Annotated in this window: 23 protein-coding genes and 1 riboswitch; of the genes, 14 read left to right on the top strand and 9 right to left on the bottom strand. The window is 74.7% G+C overall.

What is annotated here, in order from left to right; all coding sequences use genetic code 11:
• The first annotated feature begins 55 nt into the window (after window positions 1-55).
• Window positions 56-167: riboswitch (TPP riboswitch) on the top strand.
• The 8 genes from ACWIX6_RS02125 to ACWIX6_RS02090 all read left to right on the top strand — a co-directional run bounded on the left by ACWIX6_RS02125 (window position 157) and on the right by ACWIX6_RS02090 (window position 6,139).
• Window positions 157-1,500 carry a purine-cytosine permease family protein gene (locus ACWIX6_RS02125; protein WP_448615199.1) on the top strand — a complete coding sequence of 448 codons (1,344 nt, stop codon included), beginning with the start codon at window positions 157-159 and terminating at the stop codon, window positions 1,498-1,500. (Overlaps the previous riboswitch by 11 nt.)
• Complete coding sequence (gene thiE / locus ACWIX6_RS02120) at window positions 1,497-2,129, top strand: thiamine phosphate synthase (RefSeq protein WP_448615198.1); 633 nt, start codon at window positions 1,497-1,499, stop codon at window positions 2,127-2,129. Before ACWIX6_RS02125 ends, thiE begins: the two co-directional genes overlap by 4 nt.
• A 47-nt stretch (window positions 2,130-2,176) precedes the next feature.
• Window positions 2,177-3,295 carry a glycine oxidase ThiO gene (thiO, locus tag ACWIX6_RS02115; protein WP_448615197.1) on the top strand — a complete coding sequence of 373 codons (1,119 nt, stop codon included), beginning with the start codon at window positions 2,177-2,179 and terminating at the stop codon, window positions 3,293-3,295.
• Window positions 3,286-3,486: a sulfur carrier protein ThiS gene (gene thiS, locus ACWIX6_RS02110; protein WP_448615196.1), complete on the top strand. Its 201-nt coding sequence runs from the start codon at window positions 3,286-3,288 to the stop codon at window positions 3,484-3,486. The genes thiO and thiS overlap by 10 nt, the downstream gene beginning before the upstream one ends.
• Window position 3,487: 1 nt before the next feature.
• Window positions 3,488-4,363: a thiazole synthase gene (locus ACWIX6_RS02105; protein ID WP_448615195.1), complete on the top strand. Its 876-nt coding sequence runs from the start codon at window positions 3,488-3,490 to the stop codon at window positions 4,361-4,363.
• A complete protein-coding gene (locus tag ACWIX6_RS02100; protein ID WP_448615194.1) occupies window positions 4,360-4,950 on the top strand; it encodes a thiamine phosphate synthase in 591 nt (196 codons plus the stop codon). Before ACWIX6_RS02105 ends, ACWIX6_RS02100 begins: the two co-directional genes overlap by 4 nt.
• Window positions 4,941-5,528, top strand: a complete 588-nt coding sequence (locus ACWIX6_RS02095; protein ID WP_448615193.1) for a thiaminase II/PqqC family protein — start codon at window positions 4,941-4,943, stop codon at window positions 5,526-5,528. The genes ACWIX6_RS02100 and ACWIX6_RS02095 overlap by 10 nt, the downstream gene beginning before the upstream one ends.
• Complete coding sequence (locus ACWIX6_RS02090) at window positions 5,525-6,139, top strand: TenA family protein (protein ID WP_448615192.1); 615 nt, start codon at window positions 5,525-5,527, stop codon at window positions 6,137-6,139. Before ACWIX6_RS02095 ends, ACWIX6_RS02090 begins: the two co-directional genes overlap by 4 nt.
• Window positions 6,140-6,145: 6 nt before the next feature.
• Here the strand turns inward: ACWIX6_RS02090 and ACWIX6_RS02085 are convergent, their stop codons facing one another.
• Both ACWIX6_RS02085 and ACWIX6_RS02080 read right to left on the bottom strand, forming a co-directional pair.
• A complete protein-coding gene (locus ACWIX6_RS02085; RefSeq protein WP_448615191.1) occupies window positions 6,146-6,913 on the bottom strand; it encodes a CPBP family intramembrane glutamic endopeptidase in 768 nt (255 codons plus the stop codon).
• Window positions 6,910-7,848, bottom strand: a complete 939-nt coding sequence (locus ACWIX6_RS02080; protein ID WP_448615190.1) for an NAD(P)H-binding protein — start codon at window positions 7,846-7,848, stop codon at window positions 6,910-6,912. The genes ACWIX6_RS02085 and ACWIX6_RS02080 overlap by 4 nt, the downstream gene beginning before the upstream one ends.
• A 127-nt stretch (window positions 7,849-7,975) precedes the next feature.
• Between ACWIX6_RS02080 and ACWIX6_RS02075 the strand changes: the two genes are divergently transcribed.
• From ACWIX6_RS02075 to ACWIX6_RS02065, 3 genes are read left to right on the top strand one after another with little or no spacing between them, the layout of a single operon-like run.
• Window positions 7,976-8,404, top strand: coding sequence for a DUF2237 family protein (locus tag ACWIX6_RS02075; protein ID WP_448615189.1), 429 nt, complete (start codon window positions 7,976-7,978; stop codon window positions 8,402-8,404).
• A gap of 35 nt (window positions 8,405-8,439) precedes the next feature.
• On the top strand, window positions 8,440-8,934 hold the full coding sequence (locus tag ACWIX6_RS02070; RefSeq protein ID WP_448615188.1) for a glutathione peroxidase: 495 nt from the start codon (window positions 8,440-8,442) through the stop codon (window positions 8,932-8,934).
• Between the two features lie 16 nt (window positions 8,935-8,950).
• Window positions 8,951-9,409 carry a nuclear transport factor 2 family protein gene (locus ACWIX6_RS02065; RefSeq protein ID WP_448615187.1) on the top strand — a complete coding sequence of 153 codons (459 nt, stop codon included), beginning with the start codon at window positions 8,951-8,953 and terminating at the stop codon, window positions 9,407-9,409.
• A 6-nt stretch (window positions 9,410-9,415) separates the two neighbouring features.
• Here the strand turns inward: ACWIX6_RS02065 and ACWIX6_RS02060 are convergent, their stop codons facing one another.
• The gene (locus ACWIX6_RS02060) at window positions 9,416-10,369 is read right to left on the bottom strand and encodes an EamA family transporter (protein ID WP_448615186.1); all 954 of its coding nucleotides are present in this window, start codon (window positions 10,367-10,369) and stop codon (window positions 9,416-9,418) included.
• Between the two features lie 59 nt (window positions 10,370-10,428).
• Window positions 10,429-10,824 (bottom strand): VOC family protein, encoded by a 396-nt coding sequence (locus ACWIX6_RS02055; protein WP_448616969.1) that lies wholly within the window; start codon window positions 10,822-10,824, stop codon window positions 10,429-10,431.
• A gap of 243 nt (window positions 10,825-11,067) precedes the next feature.
• On the opposite strand from ACWIX6_RS02055, the gene ACWIX6_RS02050 reads away from it, so the two are divergent.
• Together ACWIX6_RS02050 and ACWIX6_RS02045 are read left to right on the top strand one after the other, a co-directional pair.
• Window positions 11,068-11,511 (top strand): hypothetical protein, encoded by a 444-nt coding sequence (locus ACWIX6_RS02050; protein WP_448615185.1) that lies wholly within the window; start codon window positions 11,068-11,070, stop codon window positions 11,509-11,511.
• Complete coding sequence (locus tag ACWIX6_RS02045) at window positions 11,508-12,749, top strand: glutathionylspermidine synthase family protein (protein ID WP_448615184.1); 1,242 nt, start codon at window positions 11,508-11,510, stop codon at window positions 12,747-12,749. The genes ACWIX6_RS02050 and ACWIX6_RS02045 overlap by 4 nt, the downstream gene beginning before the upstream one ends.
• Before the next feature lie 102 nt (window positions 12,750-12,851).
• Here the strand turns inward: ACWIX6_RS02045 and nhaA are convergent, their stop codons facing one another.
• A complete protein-coding gene (gene nhaA, locus ACWIX6_RS02040; protein ID WP_448615183.1) occupies window positions 12,852-15,500 on the bottom strand; it encodes a Na+/H+ antiporter NhaA in 2,649 nt (882 codons plus the stop codon).
• 114 nt (window positions 15,501-15,614) lie between these two features.
• Window positions 15,615-16,754 carry an LLM class flavin-dependent oxidoreductase gene (locus ACWIX6_RS02035; RefSeq protein WP_448615182.1) on the bottom strand — a complete coding sequence of 380 codons (1,140 nt, stop codon included), beginning with the start codon at window positions 16,752-16,754 and terminating at the stop codon, window positions 15,615-15,617.
• A gap of 245 nt (window positions 16,755-16,999) precedes the next feature.
• Between ACWIX6_RS02035 and ACWIX6_RS02030 the strand changes: the two genes are divergently transcribed.
• Window positions 17,000-18,139: a flavin reductase gene (locus ACWIX6_RS02030; protein ID WP_448615181.1), complete on the top strand. Its 1,140-nt coding sequence runs from the start codon at window positions 17,000-17,002 to the stop codon at window positions 18,137-18,139.
• A 19-nt stretch (window positions 18,140-18,158) separates the two neighbouring features.
• Here ACWIX6_RS02030 and ACWIX6_RS02025 read toward each other — a convergent pair whose 3' ends face one another.
• From ACWIX6_RS02025 to ACWIX6_RS02015, 3 genes are all read right to left on the bottom strand, one after another.
• A complete protein-coding gene (locus ACWIX6_RS02025; RefSeq protein ID WP_448615180.1) occupies window positions 18,159-19,082 on the bottom strand; it encodes a hydroxymethylglutaryl-CoA lyase in 924 nt (307 codons plus the stop codon).
• A 34-nt stretch (window positions 19,083-19,116) separates the two neighbouring features.
• A complete protein-coding gene (locus ACWIX6_RS02020) occupies window positions 19,117-20,355 on the bottom strand; it encodes a CaiB/BaiF CoA transferase family protein (protein WP_448615179.1) in 1,239 nt (412 codons plus the stop codon).
• 247 nt (window positions 20,356-20,602) lie between these two features.
• Complete coding sequence (locus ACWIX6_RS02015) at window positions 20,603-21,787, bottom strand: LLM class flavin-dependent oxidoreductase (protein WP_448615178.1); 1,185 nt, start codon at window positions 21,785-21,787, stop codon at window positions 20,603-20,605.
• Window positions 21,788-21,895 lie beyond the last annotated feature (108 nt).

Below are 21,895 nucleotides of genomic sequence, written 5' to 3'. Positions count from 1 at the left end.
GCAGACCGGCGACCCGGTCGGTGTGCGCGGTCACGGCCGAGGGACCTACAGTCGGCCGTACGTGTGCGGGAGCTCGGGTCACCGGGCTGAGAGGGCGGCTGACGGCGCCGCCGACCGCTGGAACCTGTCCGGGTAATGCCGGCGTAGGGAGCGACCATGAGCAGCGGCACGTCCGTCCCGGCCCCCGCCGCGGGTGACGCACCGATCACCCTGGACGCCGCCCCGCCGCGCACGCTGGGGCTGCGCGACAGCCTGGGCCTGTGGGGCAACCTGGGCATCAGCCTGCTGCTCCCGGTGGCGGCCACGTTCGTCGTGCTGCCCGGCCGCCCGCTGTCGATCACCCTGCTCGCGATCGTCGTGGGCGCGGTGATCGGATCGGTGCTGCTGGGTCTGGGCGCCGCGGCCGGCGCGCGCGAGGGCGTGCCCGGGATGGTGCTGCTGCGCGGCCTGCTCGGCCGCCGCGCCTCGGCGCTGCCCACGGCGTTCAACCTGGTCCAGTGCGTCGGCTGGGCGACCTTCGAGATCGTGGTCATCGCCGAGGCCGCCTCGCGCGCCCTGGACGCGCCGCGCTGGCCGTTCGTGCTCGCCGCCGGCGCGATGGCCACCGTCATGGCGCTGCGGCCGCTCGGCGTCGTCCGGGTGCTGGCCCGCTACGCGGTGTGGCTGGCGCTGGCCGCGGTGGCCTACCTGTTCGTGCAGGTGCTGGCCGAGCCGCTGCCGCCGGTCGCCACCGGGGCGGCGACGTCCTTCTGGACGGCGACCGACGTCGTCATCGCGCTGCCGGTCTCCTGGTTCCCGCTGGTGGCCGACTACACCCGGCACGTCCGCGGCGGCCGGGCCGCCTTCGCCGGGGCGTCCCTGGGCTACGGCCTGGCCACCGTCACGATGTTCACCCTCGGCGCGCTCGCGCTGGTCGCCTACGGCCGCGCCGGGCTGGACGTCATCGACGCCCTGCTCGCCGTCCCGCTCGGCCTGCTCGCCGTGCTGGTGCTGCTGGTGGTCGAGGTCGACGAGGCCTTCGCCAACGTCTACTCCACCGCCGTGTCGGCGCAGAACCTGGTCGCCCGGCTGGACCGCCGGGTGCTGGCCGTGCTGGTCGGGACGGCGGCGACGCTGCTCGCGCTCGTGCTGGACGTCGCCGCCTACGAGCCGTTCCTCTTCCTCATCGGCGCGGTCTTCGTCCCTCTCGTCGGCGTCTTCGTGCTGGTGTACTTCGTGCTGCCGCGCGGCGGCTGGGACGTGTCGGACACCGCGCCGGCCCGGCCGCTGCTGCTGCTCCCCTGGGCCGCCGGGTTCGTGGCCTACCAGCTCACCCTGCCCACGTACTTCACCGGCCCGGGCGCGGGCTGGACGGCGTGGTGGGCCGCGCGCCAGGGCGACCTGGGCATCGACCCGGCCAACGGCTGGTCGGCGTCGCTGGTCAGCCTGGCCGTCGCCGCCGTCCTCACCCTGCTGGTCACCGCGCCGTCCTGGCGCCGCGGCGCAGGGGCAGCCCGGTGAACGCGCCGCTGGGGCGGCTGCACGTGCTGACCGACGCCCGGGGCGGCCGGGCGGCGCTGGACGCCGTCGCCGCCGCGGTGTCCGCCGGCGCGCCGGTGGTGCAGGTGCGGGCCAAGGACTGCACCGACCGGGTGCTGTACGAGTTCGCCCGCGCGGTGGTCGGCATCTGCGGGGACACCACGACCTGCCTGGTGAACGACCGGGTGGACGTGGCGCTGGCGGTCGGCGCCGACGGCACCCACCTGGGCGCCGAGGACCTCCCGCTGGACGCCGCCCGGCGGGTCGCCGGCCCCGGCCACCTGCTCGGCGGCACGGCCCGTGACCCGGTCCGGGCCGCGGAGCTGGTGGCGCAGGGCGCGGACTACCTCGGGGTCGGCCCGGCCTGGCCGACGACCACCAAGACCGGGCTGCCCGGCCCGCTCGGCGCGGCCCGGATCGGGGCGGTGGCCGCCGCGGTCGAGGTGCCGGTCATCGCCATCGGCGGGGTGACCGCCGACCGGGTCGGTGAGCTGGTCGCGGCCGGGGCGGCCGGGGTGGCCGTGGTCTCGGCCGTCACCGCCGCGGCGGACCCCGCGGCCGCCACCCGGGAGCTGCTGCGGGCCCTGGACGACGCCCTGGCCGCCCGATGACCACCCCTCCCGCGCTTTCGGTACCGAAAGCGCGACCGCGGGACGACGTGGTGGTCGCGGGGGGTGGGCTGATCGGGCTGGCCATCGCCTGGCGGTCGGCGCAGCGCGGGCTGTCGGTGACGGTGGTGGACGACGCCCCCGGCACCGGGGCCTCCTGGGCGGCGGCCGGGATGCTGGCCCCGGTCACCGAGGTCAGCTACGGCGAGGAGGCGCTGCTGCGGCTGTGCCTGGCCTCGCTGCAGCGCTACCCGGCGTTCGCCGAGGAGGTGGAGCGGGCCGGCGGCGTCCCCGTGGGGCTGCGGACGGCGGGCACGCTCGTGGTCGGCTTCGACGCCGACGACCAGCGGGCCCTGGACGCGCTGCTGGCCTACCAGCGGGAGCTGGGGCTGGCCGTCGAACGGCTGACCCCGCGGGAGGCAAGGCGCCGCGAGCCCTCGCTGACCCCGCGGCTGCGCGGCGCGCTGCAGGTGGCCGGCGACCACTCCGTGGACGGCCGGGCGCTGCACGCGGGCCTGCTGGCCGCCGCGCAGGCCGCGGGCGTCCGGCTGGTCCGGGCCCGGGCGGCCGCGGTGCGGATCGAGGACGGCCGGGCCACCGGGCTGCAGCTGGACGACGGTTCCGTGCTCGGTGCCGGCACCGTCGTGGTCGCCCTGGGCGCGCACAGCGGGCGGCTGCCCGGCGTCCCGAAGCTGCCGGTGCGCCCGGTCAAGGGACAGATCCTGCGGCTGGCCGGCGCCGCGGGGCTGCTGGGTGGGACGGTGCGCGCGCTGGTCCGCGGGCGCCAGGTCTACCTGGTGCCCTACGCCGGTGACCGGCTGGTCGTCGGCGCCACCGTGGAGGACCGCGGCTTCGAGGACCGGGTGACCGCCGGCGGCGTGCACGACCTGCTGCGGGACGCGATCGAGGTCGTCCCGGGCATCACCGAGCTGGAGCTGGTGGAGACCCTGGCCCGCTGGCGGCCGGGCACCCCGGACAACGCGCCGGTGCTCGGCCCCTCCGGCGTCCCGGGGCTGGTGCTGGCCACCGGGCACTTCCGCAACGGCGTGCTGCTCACCCCGGTGACCGCGGACCTGGTCAGCGAGCTGCTGGTCACCGGGGAGCTGCCAGAGCTGGCCGCCCCCTTCACCCGCGACCGGTTCGACCGCCAGGAGGCGACGTGCAGGTGACCGTGAACGGCGTCCCCACCGACGTCCCCGACACCACGACCGTGGCCACCCTGGTCGCCGAGCGCAGCGCCGGGCACGACCGGGTCGCGGTCGCGGTCAACGGCGGCGTCGTGCCGCGCAGCAGCTGGGAGACCAGCACCCTGGCCCCGGGCGACGCCGTCGAGGTGCTCGCCCCCACCGCAGGAGGATGACATGAAGGACCCCCTTGCCCCCCTCCACTCGCAGGCTCGCGGCGGGCCCCTGCAAGGGGGCCTGACGCTGACCCACGAGCTCGCGCCGGCACTGGCCCGGGATGAGGCCGCGGACCCCTTTCCCCTCGGCGGGAAGACCTTCACGTCCCGGCTGCTGCTGGGCACCGGCGGCGCCCCCAGCCTGGAGGCGCTGGAGCGGGCGGTCCGCGCCTCGGGCACCGAGCTGGTCACCGTGGCGCTGCGCCGCGTCGAGGCCTCCAGCAGCAGCTCGATGCTGGAGGTGCTCGACCGGTGCGGGGTCCGGCTGCTGCCCAACACCGCCGGCTGTCACACCGCCCGGGAGGCCGTGCTCACCGCACAGCTGGCCCGCGAGGCGTTCGGCACGTCCTGGGTGAAGCTCGAGGTGATCGGGGACGAGGACACCCTGCTGCCCGACCCGATCGAGCTGCTCGACGCCGCCGAGCAGCTGGTCGCCGACGGGTTCACCGTGCTGCCCTACACCGGCGACGACCCGGTGGTCGGACGGCGGCTGGCCGACGTCGGCTGCGCCGCCGTCATGCCGCTCGGGGCGCCGATCGGCAGCGGTCTGGGCATCCGGAACCCGCACGCCATCGCGCTGCTGCGGGAGATGGTGGACGTGCCGGTCATCCTGGACGCCGGCATCGGCACCGCCTCGGACGCCGCGCTGGCGATGGAGCTGGGCTGCGACGGCGTGCTGCTGGCCTCCGCCGTCACCCTGGCCCGCGAGCCGGAGCGGATGGCGCTGGCCATGCGCCAGGCCGTGGAGGCCGGCCGGCTGGCCCGCGGCGCCGGGCGGATCCCGCGCCGGTTCCACGCCGCCGCCTCCACCCCGATGCAGGGGCTGCCCGAGCTGTGACCCTCCCGCGGCTGCTGCTGCTCACCGACCGGACGCAGGCGCCGGGCCCGCTGGCCGCGACCGTCGCGGCCGCCGTCGACGCCGGGGTGCGGGCGGTGGTGCTGCGCGACAAGGACCTCCCCGACGGCGAGCGGGCCGCCCTGGCCGCCGAGTTCCGGGCACTGCTCGCCCCGGTCGGCGGGCGGCTCGTGGTCGCCGGGCCCGCGGCCGGCACCGCCGACGCCGTCCACCTGGCCGCCCGCGACGCCTTCCCGCGCCCGCGGCCGGCGCTGGTCGGCCGTTCCTGCCACTCCGCCGCGGAGGTGGCCGCCGCCCGGGGGGAGGGCTGCGACTGGGTGTTCGTCTCGCCGTACGCGGCCACCGCGTCCAAGCCCGGGTACGGACCGGCGCTGGGCCCGGCCGGGCTGGCGGCGCTGGTGGCCGGCGGCCCGCCGGCCTACGCCCTCGGCGGGGTCCGGCCGGACGACGTCCCCGGCTGCCTGGCCGCCGGCGCCGTGGGCGTCGCGGTGATGGGCCCGGTCATGCGCGACCCCGGGTCGGCCGCCGCCTACCTGGCCGCCCTCGAGGAGGCCCCGCCGTGCCGGTGACCGACCTGCTGCAGCGCCATCCCGAGGACTGGGCGGGCGCCACGCGGCACCCGTTCCTGACCGGCGTCCGCGACGGCACGCTCCCCGACGGGGCCTTCGACACCTGGCTGGTCCAGGACGCGCTGTTCGTGGCCGACCTGCTGACCTTCCAGGCGCGGCTGCTGGCCCGGGCCCCGCGGCCGGCGCAGGCCGTGCTGGCCGCCGGCGCCGCGTCGCTGGTGGCCGAGCTGGACTGGTTCGAGCAGCAGGCGGCCGCCCGCGGGCTGGACCTGCACGCCGCGCCGCTGCCGGCCACGTCGTCCTACGCGGAGCTGCTCCGGCGGCTGGACACCGCCGGGACCGGCCCGGCGCTGACCGCGCTGTGGACGATCGAGCGGACCTACCTGGACGCCTGGTCGTACGCCGCGCCGGGCACGCCGGCGCTCCGGGGGTTCGTGGAGCACTGGACGGTGCCCGGCTTCGCCGGCTACGTGGCCGACCTGGCCGAGGCCGCGGACGCCCTGGGCGAGCCCGACGCGGCGGTCTTCCGGGAGGTCGTCGCCGCCGAGGTCGCCTTCTGGGACACGGCGCTGCGATGAGCCTGTCCCGGTCGCTGTGGGCGGCGAACGCCGACCTGGCCGGCGAGGCGCTGGCGCACCCGTTCGTCACCGGCATCGCCGACGGCACGCTCCCGCGGGAACGCTTCGCCGGCTACGTCGCCCAGGACGCCTTCTTCCTCGAGGCGTTCGCCCGGGCCTACGCCCTCGGGGTGGCGCACAGCCGGGACCGGGCCACCCTCGACGTCTTCGCCGACCTGCTGGCCGGGGTGCGCGAGGAGCTGCGGCTGCACGCCGGGTACGCCGCGCGCTGGGGCATCGACCTCGCCGCGGTCACCCCGGCGCCGGCCACACTGGCCTACACCGACTTCCTGCTGGCCACGGCGTCCCTGGGTGGGGTCGCGCTGACCTGTGCGGCCATGACCCCCTGCATGCGGCTCTACGCGCACCTCGGGCAGTCGCTGACCGGCCGGGCCCGCGGTGACTACACCGAGTGGGTCACCACCTACGCCGACGCCGCCTTCGAGGAGCTGGCCGGCTCGCTGGAGCGGCTGCTGGACGCGACCGGCCCCGGTGACCCGGCCGTACCGGGGGCCTACCGGCGGGCGATGCAGCTGGAGGTCGGCTTCTTCACCGCCGCCTGGACCGGCTGACGGGGCTCAGCGCTTCCCCTGCGACCTCGGGTCGTCGATGGAGGGCTGCTCGGTGAACAGCGGCGGCAGGAAGCGCAGCATCAGCACCGACCAGGTCAGGTGGGTGATCATCGGGGCCTGGATGCCCCCGGTGGCCCGCCGCTGCAGCCCCAGCAGCAACCCCATCGCGATCGAGGCCAGCGTCAGCGCCGGGTTGCGGGTCGGGGTGGTGGCCAGCGCGTAGACGGCGGTCGACTTGAGCACCGGGTGCTCCGTGCCGACGGCGGCGTACAGCGCGCCGCGGAAGAACACCTCCTCGGCCAGGCCGTTGGCCAGGGTGGTGGTGAGCACCAGCGGCACGGAGCCCTGATGGGCGTAGCGCAGCACCCGGGTGATGGCCGGGCCGATCACCGGCACCCGACGGACCACCAGGGCCGCGCCGTAGAAGACGCCGAACGCCCCGACGCCGACGGCCACCGGGGTGAGCACCGGTCGCTGCAGGGTCTCCGACGGCGACCGCATCCAGCCCAGGTGCAGCGGCCCGGCGGCGAACCCCCCGGCCAGCCAGGTGCCGGCCACGGCCAGCGTCAGCCCGTAGAACGCCGGGGTGTTCGGCTTCTGCGACAGCGACACCCCGAGCAGCCCGGCGCCCGCCACCGAGACTCCCGCGGTGACCCGGCGGCGGCGGCGGAAGGCCTCGTCGGACTCCCAGTGGTCGCGAGGCACCTTGTCCACCAGCCATCCCGGCAGGCGGGCGGCGACGGCGGAGCGCAGCGAGGCCGGCCGACGGGTCATCCGACGAGCCGTCCGATGCGGCGGGGATCGCGGCCCGCGCGGGCCTCCCGCCGTTCCCGGGCCCGTTCCGCCAGGGCGGTCAGCACCGCCTCGTCGTACGTCATCGGCTCGAAGGGGACCACCCGGCGGATGGCGTCGTCCCGGACCACCACCTCGTTGGTCATCGAGTCGATCAGCGACCGGCCGGTCTGCACGTCCACGCTGGTGACCAGGGACAGCCAGCGCGAGGACAGCCGCGGGGTGAGCAGCGGCACCGGCACGATCAGCAGCCGTCGTCCCTGGATCTCCGCCACCCGGGTGAGCATCTCCAGGTACTCCAGCACCTCGGGGCCGCCGACCTCGAACACCCGCCCCTCGGCCTCCGGCGCCTCCAGCACCCCGACCAGGTACCGGACGACGTCGGCGACCGCGATCGGCTGGGTGCGGGTGTGCACCCAGCGGGGGGTGACCATGGCGGGCAGGTGCGCCACCAGCTGCCGGGTCATCTCCCAGGAGACGCCGCCGTGGCCGACGACGATCCCGGCCCGGAGCACCGTCACCGGGACGCCGGTCTCGCCCAGCAGCTGCTCCACCTGGCGGCGGCTGCGCAGGTGCGGGGAGAGGTCGTCGGAGTCGTCACCGAGCCCGCCCAGGTACACGATCCGGCGCAGGCCGGCCGCGGCGGCGGCCCGGGCGAAGGACCGGGCGGCCGCGGCGTCGCGCTCCTGGAAGTCCGCGGCGTCGAGGGAGTGCACCAGGTAGTAGGCCGCATCGCAGCCCTCCAGGGCCCCGGCCAGCGAGGACTCGTCGCCGACGTCCCCGGCGACCGGCGTCCCGGCGCCGGAGTACCGCTCGGGACGGCGGGTCATCGCCCGCACCTCGTGTCCCGCCTCCTCGAGAGCCGGCCCCAGTCTGCTGCCGACGAATCCCGACGCTCCGGTCACGAGTACCTGCATGGCCCCAGCTTGGTCGTTCACAACCGATGGCGCGACCGCTCGGCCGGAGGCCGCCCGGCGACCCAGCGCCGTGACCGGCATGATCGAGGCCGTCCCCGGTACCGGGGCGGAGGGGGGTGCAGCGACCGTGACGGACCCGTCCGCGACCGAGCGCAACGTGCTGGGCGGCCCGCTGGAGCCGTGCGGCACCGAGCCGCTGACCGGCTTCTACCGTGACGGGCACTGCAGCACCGGCCCCGAGGACGTCGGCAGCCACACCGTGTGCACCGTGGTGTCCGCGGAGTTCCTGGAGATGCAGCGGCAGCTGGGCAACGACCTGGGCACGCCGCGCCCGGAGTACGGCTTCCCCGGCCTGCGGCCCGGTGACCGCTGGTGCGTGGTCGCCGTCCGCTGGCTGCAGGCCTTCCGCGCCGGGGTGCCGGCCGGGGTCGTGCTCGCCGCCACCCACGAGCGCGCCCTGGAGGTGGTGCCACTGGAGGCGCTGCGCTCCCAGGCCGTCGACGTCCCCGACGACCTGTCGGCGCTGGGGGAACAGCCCCCCGGCCAGGACGGTTGACCGTCGCACCCGACCTGCCCGCCCGAGGAGCCGCCGTGCCCGACCTGCTGGACCTGCCGCTGACCACCCTGGAGGGCGCGGACACCACGCTCGGCGGGCTGACCGGGGGCCGGGTCGCCCTCGTCGTCAACGTGGCCAGCCGCTGCGGCCTGACCCCGCAGTACTCCCAGCTCGAGGCGCTGCACCGGGAGTACGCCGACCGCGGGTTCACCGTGCTCGGCGTGCCGTGCAACCAGTTCGGCGGCCAGGAACCGGGGTCGGCGGAGGAGATCGCCGGCTTCTGCTCGACCACCTACGGCGTCACCTTCCCGATGACCGGCAAGGTCGAGGTCAACGGCGAGGACGCCGCGCCGCTCTACCAGGAGCTGACCCGGGTCCCCGACCTCGCCGGGGAGGCCGGCCCGGTCGCCTGGAACTTCGAGAAGTTCCTGCTCGCCGGGGACGGCGCCGTGCTGGCACGGTTCCGCCCGCAGACCCAGCCGGACTCCCCCGAGGTGCGCACGGCCATCGAGGCCGCGCTCCCCGCCTGAGCCCCAGGAGCACCCGATGACCGACCGACCACCGCTGCCGCCGTTCACCGCGGAGACCGCCGCGCAGAAGGTCCAGGCCGCCGAGGACGCGTGGAACAGCCGCGACCCCGAGCGGGTCGCGCTGGCCTACACCGAGGACTCCCGGTGGCGGAACCGCGACACCTTCCTCACCGGCCGCGCCGAGATCGTCGCCTTCCTGACCGCCAAGTGGGAGCACGAGCTGGACTACGTGCTGCGCAAGTCGCTGTGGGCCTGGACCGACGACCGGATCGCCGTCCGCTTCCAGTACGAGTGGCACGACGCCGCGGGCCAGTGGTGGCGCAGCCACGGCAACGAGCTGTGGGAGTTCGACGGACACGGGCTGATGCGCCGCCGGGAGGCGAGCATCAACGACGTGGCGATCGCCGCCGCCGACCGCCGCTTCACCGGACCACGGACCCCCGAGGAGCACGGAGAGGACATCCCGCTGCGCTGAGCCGCCTCAGGTCGGCGCCGTCCCCGGGAGGACCGGCTCCGGTTCCTGGGTGCGGGCGGTCTGCGCCAGCACGATCCCGGTGAGGACGACGAGGCCGCCGGCGATCTGCCAGCCGCTGAGCACCTGCTCGACCCACAGCCACGCCACGATCGAGGCCAGCACCGGCTCGATGGTGGCGACGATCCCGGCGGCGGTGGGTGGCAGGTGCCGCAGCGCCGCGATGGACAGCCAGAAGGGCGCCACCGCGCCGAGGACGACGATCCAGACGACCAGCGTCCACACCGGCAGCTCCAGCGAGCCCAGCGACACCGGCACGGTGCGGCCGAGCAGCGTGGCGTCGAAGTCCCACCACGGCGCGGCCACCGCCCAGAAGACCCCGGCGGCCGCGAAGCTCCACGCGGTGAGGGTGACCGGGTCGCGGTCGGCCGTCGCACGCTCGCCGAGCAGGTAGTAGGTCGCCAGGCACAGCGCGGCGGTCAGCGCGGCCGCCACCCCCAGCGGGTCCAGCGACCCGCCCCGCCAGACCTCCGCGACCAGCACCAGGCCGGACAGCGAGAGGGCCAGCGCCGACCACAGCCGGCTGCGCACCTGCTCGCGCCGGACCAGCCAGACGTAGAGGGCGATGAACACCGGCGCGGTCATCTCGAAGACCAGCGCGATGCCCACCAGCAGCCGGCCGATGGCCACGTAGTAGAGGTACTGGGTCAGCGCCACGCCCACCACGCCGAACACCACGACCATCGGGACCTCGCGGCGGGTGAGCCGCAGCCGCCGCGGGGCCAGCACGCCCAGGACCCCCAGCAGGGTGAGCGCCGCGCCGGTGCAGCGCAGCCCGGTCAGGTTGGTGGGCGGGATCCCGGCACCCAGCGCCAGCGTGGACACCGTGCCGTTGACGGCGAACAGCCCGGCCGCGGCGACGGTGAACAGGTAGCCGGTGGCGGGGCGGACGGCAGGGGGCACGGTGGGCACCGTAGCCGCCCAAACGCCCCTTGCCCCCTACCGCCCCGGCAGCCCCGAGGTCACCCGGCGATCACCGCGGGGTCCATCCACATGGCCTCCCACACGTTGCCGTCCGGGTCGGTGAAGCTGGTGCCGTACATGACGCCGTGGTCCTGGGCCGGCTGCCAGGGCTTGCCACCCGAGGCCAGCGCGCGGGCCAGCAGGTCGTCGACCTCGTCCCGGCTCCCGGCGGAGATGCAGTTGAGCACCGAGGTGGCCTGCGCCGGGTCGCCCACCTGGCCGGCGACGAAGCTCGCGAACTTCTCCCGGGTCAGCAGCATCACCACGATGTTCTCCTCGACCACCATCGCGGCGGCGGTCTCGTCGGTGAACTGGGCGTTGTTCTCGAACCCGAGCCCCGCGTAGAAGGCCTTCGCCCGGTCCAGGTCGGTGACGGGCAGGTTCACGAAGATCATGCGCACGGTGCTCTCCTCGGCTGTGGCGGTCGGCGGGGTGCTGGGTGCACCCCTCGGCCCTTCAGACCGCCGGTCCGCGCGGAACTCATCGGTGCCCGCCGGACGTGTACCGCGTGTACCGGTCCCACCGCCGGGCGCGCCGGATGGACGACACTGGGGCGCCCCGGCTGCCCGCCGGGGACAGGGACGACGCGATCCGACAGCATGGGCGGTGTCGGACGGCTGACCACAGGGAGAGTCCACATGTCCACGTCGCGGGGCAACCGGGTACGTGCCGCGGTCGGCACCGTCACCCTGACCGGCGCAGCGATGGGCTTCCTCGCCGCCTGTGGCGCCGGTTCCGCCGGCAGCAACGACGAGGACGCCGAGGCCCGCGAGGTCTACTGCGTGGACGAGCAGGACCAGGTGGTCGACGACGAGCAGTGCGAGGAGGCCGAGCGCAACGGCGGCTTCGTCGGCGGCGTGCCGTTCTTCTTCCTGATGGGCGGGTTCGGCGGCAACCGCTACTCGGTGGGCCAGCGGATCCCCGCCCAGTACACCGGGGTGGCCACCCGGGTGAACCCGTCCGACGGCGCGGCCCGCGCCCGGAACGGCCTGCCCCGCTCCGGCACCGTCGCCTCCGGCACCCGGATCTCCGGTGGCCTCGGCGCCGGCAGCGCCGGGCGGGTCGGGAGCGGCGGTTCGTGAAGCGGTTGTACGGGAAGGCCCGGGTCGGCTGGGAGGCCGAGATCGAGAGCCAGGGGCTGGTCTACAACAGGACGGAGGTCCCCGGCGGCGAGGTCCGCTCCTACTGGCGCGAGGACGTGTTCTACGACTTCACCGCTGCCGAGGTCGACCAGTTGGCCGACGCCACCGACCAGCTGTTCGCGGCCTGCGTGGAGGCCGGGGACGCCGCGCTCGCCGACGAGCGGCTGCTGGACCGGATGCGCATCCCGCGCGCCGCCCGCGACGTCATCTGGGCCACCTGGGAGTACGAGCCGCCCAGCGTCTACGGCCGCTTCGACCTGCGCTGGGGCGGCACCGGTCAGCCCAAGCTGCTGGAGTTCAACGCCGACACCCCCACCTCGCTGGTGGAGGCCGCGGTCGTGCAGTGGGCCTGGCACCTGGAGACCGGGCAGGGCACCGACCAGTGGAACCAGCTCGACGACCGGCTGGTCGCCGCCTGGCAGCGCGTGCTCAGCCGCTGGGAGTCCGAGCACGGCCGCCGCCCCCGGGTGCACCTGGCCTGGACCTCGGCCGACGCCTCCGGCGAGGACTGGATGACCGTCGCCTACCTGGCCGAGACGGTGACCCGGGCCGGCTACGAGGCCAGCATCATCACCACCGAGCAGATCGGGCTGGACACCGGCGACGCCCGCTTCTACGACCCGGACGGGCAGCGGATCGACGTCGTCTTCAAGCTCTACCCCTGGGAGTGGCTGCTCGACGACCCGTACGGGCCCTCGGTGCTGGCCGACCTGCGCCGTCCCGGCGGCACCACCTGGATCGAGCCGATCTGGAAGATGCTGTGGTCGAACAAGGGGCTCCTGCCGGTGCTGTGGCAGCGCTACGCCGACGACCCGGTGATCTCCCGGCTGCTGCTGCCGGCGTACTTCGCCGACGACCCGCGCGCGCTGGAGCTGAACGAGACCGGGTACGCCCGCAAGCCGCTGCTGGGCCGGGAGGGCAACAACGTCGAGCTGATCGCCCCGGGCGGCCAGGAGGTGATCACCGGCCGCGGCGGGAAGTACGGCGCCGAGGGGTGGGTTGTGCAGCAGCTCGCCGAGCTCCCCGACTTCGCCGGCCCGGACGGCCCGCACCACCCGGTGCTGGGCACCTGGGTGGTCGACGGCGAGGCCGCCGGGATGGGCATCCGGGAGTCCGACGGCCTGATCACCGACGACCTGTCCTTCTTCGTGCCGCACACCATCGACTTCCGGCGCTGACCCGCGCCCACGGAGTGCGCTGATGCGCAGTTCGCCGGGGCGTTCCTGGGCATCCGCGCACGTCGTCGCACCGCTGGCATCCTTGCCGCCGGACCGAGGTCCTCAGGACGTGGTCAGGTCGCGGCGGGGCGCCCCGGCCAGGGCGGCCAGCTCGGCGACGTCCGGCTCGACCAGCACCCGGCCGTCCGGGGCCAGCACCACCGGCCGGTCCCTGCCGTCGGCGGGCGCGTCGGCGAGCGCCTCGTCGAGCAGCCGGCGGGCGGCCGGGTCGTCGGCGGGGTCGAGCCACTGGTGCGGGACGTCGTGGTCGGCCAGCAGCGTGCGCAGCTCGTCGCTGGCCGGCCAGCGGCGGTCGCCCACCACCCGCAGGCCGCTGGACTGGCCGATCAGCATGGCCCGGCGGATCAGGAACGACCGGGTGACCAGCTGACCCAGCTCCCGGTTGCGGGCCAGCAGCTCGCGCAGCCGCTCGAGGGTCACCACCAGCACCTCGCCGGGCTCGGCGGCCACCAGCGAGCGCACCGGGCGCTGCCCGGCCAGCATGTTCAGCCCCCCGAGGAAGCGTCCGGGCCCGCTGACCGCCACGACCCGCGGCGCCGCGCCGTCCACGCCGTCCAGCGGCCCCTCGACGACGGCGACGGTCCCCTCCAGGACGACGAAGAAGTCGTACTCCGCCGCCCCCGAGCGCAGCAGCACCTGCCCCTTCGTGGTGCGCACCCGGCGGCCGACCCGACGCAGCGCGGCGATGTGCTCCTCGCCCAGCCGCGGGGAGGAGCCGTCGTCCGGCGTCTCCGTGTAGTGCTCGACGGGTGGCAGCTGGACCACCGGGGTCAGCGTCCGGGTGGGCCGCGGTCCGGCCGCCACGGGCGGGGGCAGCGGGGTGCGCTGGGGGCCGCGGGGGTCGGAGGCGAGCAGCGCGGCGGCCAGCTCGGAGGTGTCGGTCCGGCCCTGGTGCCGCTCGCCGTTGACGAAGAACGTCGGGGTGCCGCGCACCCCGCTGGCCTCCGCGCTGACCACGTCGTCGCGCACCCGCTGGGCGTAGCGGCTCGCGCCGAGGTCCCCGGCGAACCGGCCCAGGTCCAGGCCGAGGGCCGCGGCGTGGTCGAGCAGGTCCTCGGCGGCCAGCTGGTCCTGGTGGGCGAACAGCCGGTCGTGCATCGCCCAGAACGCGCCCTGCGCGCCGGCGGCCTCGGTGGCCTCGGCGGCCAGCTCGGCGTGCGGGTGGACGTCGGACAGCGGCAGGTGCCGGAAGACGTACCGCAGGTCCTCGCCGAACCGCCGGCGCAGCTCCTCCACCACCCCGGTGGCGCGACCGCAGAAGGGGCACTCGACGTCGCCGTACTCGACCAGCGTCAGCGGCGCGTCCACCGGGCCGCGCACGTGGTCGACGGCGGGGTCGACCGGCGGGTCCAGCCGGGTGGGCCGGGCCGAGGTGGTGTGCGGGGTGCGCCGGCCGAGCAGCCAGAACCACAGCGTGCCCAGCGCCGCGGCGACGACGGCGGCGGCCAGCACACCGACCATCGCCTCCTCGCGCAGTTCCTCGTCGTCGAAGGCCAGGTCGGTGACGAACAGCGAGACGGTGAACCCGAGGCCGGACAGCGCCGCGCCACCCCACACGGCGGGGAGCCCCACCCCCGGCGGGAGCGCGCCCAGACCGGAGCGCACGGCGAGCGTCGCGGCCAGCCCGATGCCCAGCATCTTCCCGACGACCAGGCCGAGGAAGACGCCGAGGGTGACCGGCGAGGTCAGCGCCCGGTCGAGCAGGTCGGTGTCGAACCGCACCCCGGCGTTGGCCAGCGCGAACACCGGGACCACGACGTAGCCGCTCCAGGGGACCAGCAGCGCGCCGATCCGCTCGTTGGGCGAGATCGCCCGCTCCACCGAGAGCTTGGCGCGGCGGGCCAGCTCGGGGTCCGGCGCCTGCCGGAACGCCCGGGCGAGCACGCCGGCGGACTCGACCTCGGACCGGCGGGGCGGGTAGGCGCTCACCAGCAGCCCGAGCACGACGCCGCCGATCGTGGCGTGCACGCCCGAGGCGTGCATGGCGACCCACATGACGACGCCGACGGCGAAGTAGGCCGGCCCCCGCCACACCTGCAGCCGGGTCAGCAGCGCGAAGGCGAGCACGCACAGCCCAGCGACGGCCAGGGCGAGGACGTCGATGTCGTCGGAGTAGAAGACCGCGATCGCGCTGAGCGCGCCGATGTCGTCCACCACCGACAGCGAGAGCAGGAACACCCGCAGCTGGGTCGGGCAGCGCGGCCCGACCAGGGCCAGCGCGCCGAGCACGAAGGCGGTGTCGGTGGCCATCGGGATGCCCCAGCCGTTCGCGCCCGGCCCGCCGGCGTTCAGGCCGAGGTAGAGCAGCGCGGGGACGACCAGCCCGGCGATCGCGGCCAGCACGGGCACCGACAGGCGGTTGCGCTGGGTCAGCTCGCCCATCGAGAGCTCGCGGCGGACCTCCATCCCGATCAGGAAGAAGAAGAACACCATCAGGCCGTCGTTGACCCAGTGCTGCAGGTCCATCGAGATCGCCGCCGAGCCGAGCCGGACGGCGAACTCGGTGTGCCACAGCCGCTCGTAGAACGCGCCCCACGGCGAGTTGGCCCAGGCCAGCGCGATGAGCGTGGCGAGGACGAGCAGCCCGGCGCTGCCCGCCTCGGTGCGCAGGAACCGGCGGGCCGGCGCGGAGAGCTGGGCGACGAAGGTGCCCGACCGCGAGCTGCTGGTGGTCCGCGGGGTCGAGCTCACGGCGTCCTTCCTACTCCAGCCCGTCCAGCCGCCCGGCCGGACGGGCGCTGCCCGCGGCGGACGGCGGAGGCCGCCGCGCCCCTGTCGAGATGCGGCGCCCCCGCGGCGGACGCCTCAGTGCCGCAGGCCGTGCTGTCGCATCAGCGGCATGACCTCGTCGCCGAACTCCTTGAGCTCCTTGGCGTAGTCGAGGAACCCGAAGATCGCGCCGCTCATGCCGGCCTCGCTGAACTCGGCGAACTGCTCGACGACCTGCTCCGGCGTGCCGACCAGGTTGGGACCGCCCCACCCGGCGATGAACCGCTCCTGGAACTGCTTGATCTGGGTGCCGAACGACTGACTCTGGATGCCGAGGACGTCCATGATGATCTGCGCGCCGGGCCAGTCGCCCTTGTCGATGATGGCCTGGTGGGCGGCCCTGGCCTCCTTCTCGGTCTCCCGGCAGACGACCAGGCAGTAGGTCCAGACGTCGATGTCGCGCTCGTACTTCCCGTTGGCCAGCGCCTTGATGTCCTTGACGTAGGCGGGCACCTCCTCCGTCGGCAGCGCGATGAGGTTGACGTCGACGTTGCGGGCGGAGAACTCCTGCCCCGCGGGTGAGGCGCCGGCGTTGAGCAGCGCCGGCCGCGGGTCCTGCACCGGCTTCGGGTAGGCGTGCGCGCCCTTGGACTGGAAGTACTTCCCGTCCACGTCGAAGCTGCCCGGCTCGTTCCAGAGCCGCTGGGCGAAGTCCAGCCACTCCTGGCCATAGGCGTAGCGCTCGTCGTGCTCGAGCTGCTTGCGGCCGAACAGCTCCATCTCGGGGGTGAACCACCCCATGACCAGGTTCATCCCGAACCGGCCGTCGGAGATGTGGTCGATGGTGGTCGCCATCTTCGCCGCCACGATCGGGTGCACCGTCGGCACGTGCGTGGTGGTGAAGATCCCGATGTCCTCCGTCGCCTGGGCCAGCCCGGCCGCCCAGGTGTAGGTCTCGAAGCAGACGCCGTTGAAGTTGGTCTCCCCGCCGAAGCCGGTCCAGCGACCGACCGGGACCATCGCCTCCATGCCGAGGGCGTCGGCGGTCCGCGCGATCTCGAGCTGCTGGTCCCAGGTGACCCGGAAGCCGGTCGGCTCGTGGCTCATGATCACGCCGCCGCTGCAGTTCGCGGAGAAGATGCCGAGCTTCATCTTCTGGTCGTTGAAGACCGGGTTCTCGCGGACGGACCTGTACTTGCCGAGGAGGCCGTCGGCCTCGTGCATCGGGAGTGTCACGCTCCAGCTCCTCACCACTCGTCGGGCACCGCAGGGGACGTCGTGGCCGGCGCCCCACCGACGACCGGCCGCGGGAGCAACGTAAGCGGCGTCACACGACGGGCCTATCCCGTGCGCGCCAGGTGATGTCCACTCCGTGCGCTCTCCGGTCAGAACCGGACGCTGGGCGGATAGTGCGCATGGCGGCGGGTCCCTACCGTCGGCGGGACCGGAACGTGTCCTGCGCCACAGGTGGGAGGTCGGCGATGACCGGAGGTACCGGCGTCCAGCGCGCTGTTCCCGACGAGGTGTTCCGTGACGTGATCGGCCGCTTCGCCAGCGGCGTCACCGTGATCACGACCAGGGCGGACGGCGCCGACTTCGGCACGACCGCCAGCGCGGTGTCCTCGCTGTCGATGGAGCCGCCGATGATGCTGGTCTGCCTGAACAGGACCAGCGACACCCAGGCCGCCGTCCTGCGGTCCGGCGTGTTCGCCGTCAACATCCTCGGCGAGGACCAGGGGCAGGTCGCCTACGCCTTCGCCAAGAAGGGCACGGACAAGTTCCGGGGGGTCGGCGTCGTCCGCGGGGAGAACGGCGTCCCGCTGGTCGAGGGGGCGCTCGCGCACCTGGAGTGCGAGGTCGACGAGACGGTCACCGGCGGCACCCACACCGTCTTCCTCGCCCACGTCCGGCAGGCGGCCGGCGCGGAGGGCGCGCCGCTCACCTACTTCCGCGGGCGCTTCGGCCGGCTGGAGAGCGCCCTGGACGAGGCCGCCTACCGGACGCTGCGCGACCGGGTCATCGGCCGCGAGCTGCCCCTCGGCCGGCCCCTCGACCTCGAGCAGCTCGCCACCGAGCTCGACGCCGACGCGCAGCGCGTCTACTACGCGCTGACCAAGCTCTGCGCCGACGGCCTGGTGTCGCGCGGGGCCGACGGGTACGTCGTCGAGCCGCTCACCCCGCAGGCGGCCGAGGCGCTCTTCGACGCGCGGTGCACGGTCGAGATCGGCGTCGTCGAGGAGACGGTCGGCAGGGTGGACGACGCTGCGGTCGACGACCTGCAGACGCTGGCCGACGACCTGGCGCGGATCGTCCGCGGCGACGCCCCGGACCTCGTCGCCTTCCTGCGCACCAGCCACGCCTTCCACAAGCGCCTGGTCGCGCTCGCGCGGTGCGACCAGCTCAGCGAGCTCTACGAGCGCCTGGGCATCCCGTCCTTCTGGCACCGCACGATGGCCGACCGCCGCTGGTGGGAGGAGTTCGACGTCGTGCACCACGCGCAGCTGGTCGAGGCCTACCGGACCGGCGCGCGGGACACCGCCAAGCAGCTCGTCTACGCCCACCGCGACCAGGTCAAGGACCTCGTCCGTGGACTGATCACCGAGGCGGGCGGGGAGGTCTGAGCCGGCGCCGGCCCGGCGGTCAGCAGGCCGTGGCGTCCGACCGCGGCCGCGACCGTCCGCCGGCGCGGTAGAGGTTGCTCGTCAGCGGGTGGCCCACGACCTCCTCGACGACGGCGGCCGCGCGCAGCACCGCCTCGAGGTCCAGGCCGGTGGAGACGCCCGAGTCCTCCAGCAGGTAGACGACCTCCTCGGTGGCGATGTTGCCACTGGCACCCGGCGCGAAGGGGCAGCCGCCGAGGCCGCCCACCGAGGCGTCGACCTGGGTCACCCCGGCGTCCACCGCGGCCAGCACGCCGGCCAGGCCCGCACCCCGCGTGTCGTGGAAGTGCACGCCCACCTCGGTCCCCGGGCAGGCGTCGCGCACCCGGTCGAGCAGCTCGGCCACCCGGCCGGGGACGGTGGTCCCGATCGTGTCGCCCAGGCAGAGCTGGTCGGCGCCCTGGTCGACGGACCGGCGGGCGACGTCGACGACCCGCTCGACCGGGGTCCGCCCGTCGAACGGGCAGTCCCAGGCGACCGCGATGATCGCCTCGCACCGGCCCCCCGCGTCGTGCGCCAGCCCGGCGATCTCCTGGACCGCGGCCACCGCCTCGGCGGTGGACCGCCCGGAGTTGGCCCGGCTGTGCCCGTCGGAGGCGGAGATGACGTACTCCAGGTGCGGCATGCCCGCGGCGATCGCCCGGTGGGCGCCGCCCCTGCCGGCGACGAGCGCGGAGAAGTGGACGCCCGGCCACCTGCCGAGCTCGGCCACGACCTGCTCGGCGTCGGCCATCGCCGGGACCGCCCGCGGGGACACGAACGCGGTGACCTCGACCCGGGAGACGCCCGTGGCGGCCACCGCCTCCAGGATGCGCAGCTTGCCCTCCAGGGGGACGGGCTCCTCCATCTGGAGCCCGTCCCGGAGGCCGACCTCCCGGATGTCGACGGTGGCTGGCAGGTGCACGTCGTCCTCCCTGGTCCGGTGGTCCGCGCCCGCGTCAGATGACGCCGGCCGCTTCGAGCTCGTGCAGGTGCTGGTCGGGCAGGCCCAGCAGGTCGCGGTAGACCTCGGCGTTGTGCGTGCCAGGGCGCGGCGGCCCGGCCCAGCGGACCGAACCCGGGGTGGCCGACAGCTTGGGCACCACGCCGGGGCCCAGGACGTCGGCGCCAATGCCCTCGTCGAAGTGCGGGACGAGCATGTCGCGGGCCCGGAACTGCTCGTCCTGGACCACCTCGGCGACGGTGTTCACCGGGCCGACGACGACACCGGCGTCCTCGAGCACGCGGGTGAGCGTCTCCGCGTCGTGCCGGCGGGCCCACGCGGCGACGATGTCGTCGATCTCGTCCTGGTGCCGCCCGCGGGCGGTGTGCGAGCGGAAGCGCTCGTCGGTGGCCAGCTCCGGCCGGTCCATGGCGGCGCACAGCCGGGTGAAGACGGAGTCCTGGTTGGCCGCGATCACCATCCAGCGCCCGTCGGCCGACTGGTACAGGTTGGACGGGGCGATGCCGGTGAGCCGGGTGCCGGAGGGCTCCCGGACGACGCCGCCCCGGTCGTAGTCCGGGATGCTGGACTCGAGCAGTGCCAGGCACGCCTCGGTCAGGGCCACGTCGACCACCTGCCCGGTGCGCCGCTCGCCCCGCTCTCGGGCCAGCAGCGCCATCAGGACGCCCTGCGCGGCGAACATCCCGGCCAGGGAGTCACCGATGGACAGCGCCGGCCGCGGCGGCGGTCCTCCCGGGTAGCCGTTGAGGTACCGCATGCCGCTGACCGCCTCGGCCACCGACGCGTACCCGGGGCGCCGGCTCATCGGGCCGGTCTGGCCGTACCCGGACACCCGGGCCACGACCAGCCCGGGGTTGCGGGTGGCGAGGTCCTCGGGGTCCAGCCCCCACTTCTCCAGGGTGCCGGGCCGGAAGCTCTCCACGAGGACGTCGGCCACGTCGACCAGGTTCAGGAAGAGCTCCCGGCCCTCCGGCCGGCGCATGTCGAGGGTGATGCACCGCTTGTTCCGGGCGTGGACGGTCCAGAAGAAGTGGCGGCCGTCCTGCTCGGCCTGGCCCCACTCCCGCAGCGGGTCCGGGGAGCCGGGTGCCTCGATCTTGATCACGTCCGCGCCGTGGTCAGCGAGCAGCCGGCCGCAGAAGGGCCCGGCGATGATCGAGCCGAGCTCGAGCACCCGGATGCCGTCGAGCGCCGAGGTGGAGGCGGCGCGGGTTCGGGCGGGGTCAGCGGCCACGGGGACGACGCTAGGAAGGGCCCCCGCGCCGGTCTATCCCCCACGTGCGTGCGACTGTCCACCTTGCGCAGGCCGTGGCGCCGCCGCCGGTGGTCCGGCGACGACGCCACGGTCAGGCCCCCTGCAGGGCCCCGCCGTCGGCCCCGCTGCAGGGGCCCGCGCCGAGGTACGAGGCGTGAGGGCAGGTCAGGCCCCCCTGCAGGGTCCCACCGCGAGCTTGCGAGTGGTGGGGGGCAGGGGGGTCCTTTCAGTGCCGGATGCCCGCCTGGACCATGCGCGGCATGACCTCGGAGCCGAAGTACTTGAGCTCCTCGTTGAAGTCGACCAGGCCCATGATCATCCCGTCCATGCCCGCCTCGTTGAGCTTGGCGAACTCCTCGGCGACCTGGTCGGGGGTGCCGACGATCGGGTAGCCGCCCCAGCCGGCGATGAAGCGGGTCTGCATCTCCTTGACCGCGTGGTCGAAGGACTGACTCGCCCCGGAGCTGGCGATCTTGATGACGTTGCCGGCGGCGCCCCAGTCGCCCTCGTCGATGACCTTCTGGTGGAAGTCCTGGGCCTCCTTCTCGGAGTCCCGCGCGATGACCAGGCCGTAGGTCATGACCTGGATCTCCCGGCCGTGCTCCCGGCGCGCCTTCTCCTTGATGTTGGTCGTGTAGGCCTTGATGTCGTCCAGGGTGGCCAGTGAGGCGAAGTTGATGTCCACGTTGCGCGCCGAGAACTCGATGCCGGCCGGCGAGTTGCCGGCGTTGAGCAGGACCGGCCGGGGCGCCTGGTGGGGCTTCGGGTAGGCCTCGAGGTCGCGGCCGTGGAAGTAGCTCCCGTCGACGTCGAAGGAGCCCTCCTCGCTCCACAGCTTCTGCACGACGTCCAGCCACTCCTGGCCGAAGGCGTACCGCTCGTCGTGCTCCCGCTGCTCGCGTCCGAACATCTCCATCTCGGGCGTGACCCACCCCATCACCAGGTTGAGCGCGAAGCGGCCCCGGGAGATGTGGTCGATCGTCGTCGCCGCCTTGGCCGCGACGATCGGGTGCACCGTCGGCAGGTGGCTGGTGGAGGTGATGGCGATCCGCTCGGTGAGCGCGGCGATGCCGGCGGCCCAGGTGTAGGTCTCGTAGGCCTTGCCGTTGAAGTTGGTCGTGCCCCCGAAGCCCTTCCACCGGGCGATGGGGACCAGCGCCTCGAGCCCCAGCCGGTCCGCCCGCTGCGCGATCTCCAGGGTGTGGTCCCAGGTGACGTCGTAGGTGCTCGGGGCGTGGCTCATGACCAGCCCGTAGGAGCAGTTGGTGCCGAACAGGCCCAGCTTCATCTTCTGGTCGCCGAGCAGGGGGTTGGTCTGGCGGCGGTCGACCAGCGGCTTGGTCTCCTCCGGCGGGCGCGGCTCGGTCGGGGCCAGGCCGAAGCGCTCGTTCGCGGACTGGGTGATGCTCACGGCTCTCTCCTCGGGTGCTCGGGTGCCGCCGGACCGCGGTGGGGCGGTCGGCCGGGTGTGTCGCAGGTCACATCAACCGCGACGCTATGGCCCCGTCCACGGAGGAGA

The organism is Modestobacter sp. URMC 112, from assembly GCF_053502575.1.
This window is presented reverse-complemented; position numbering and strand designations above follow the sequence as displayed.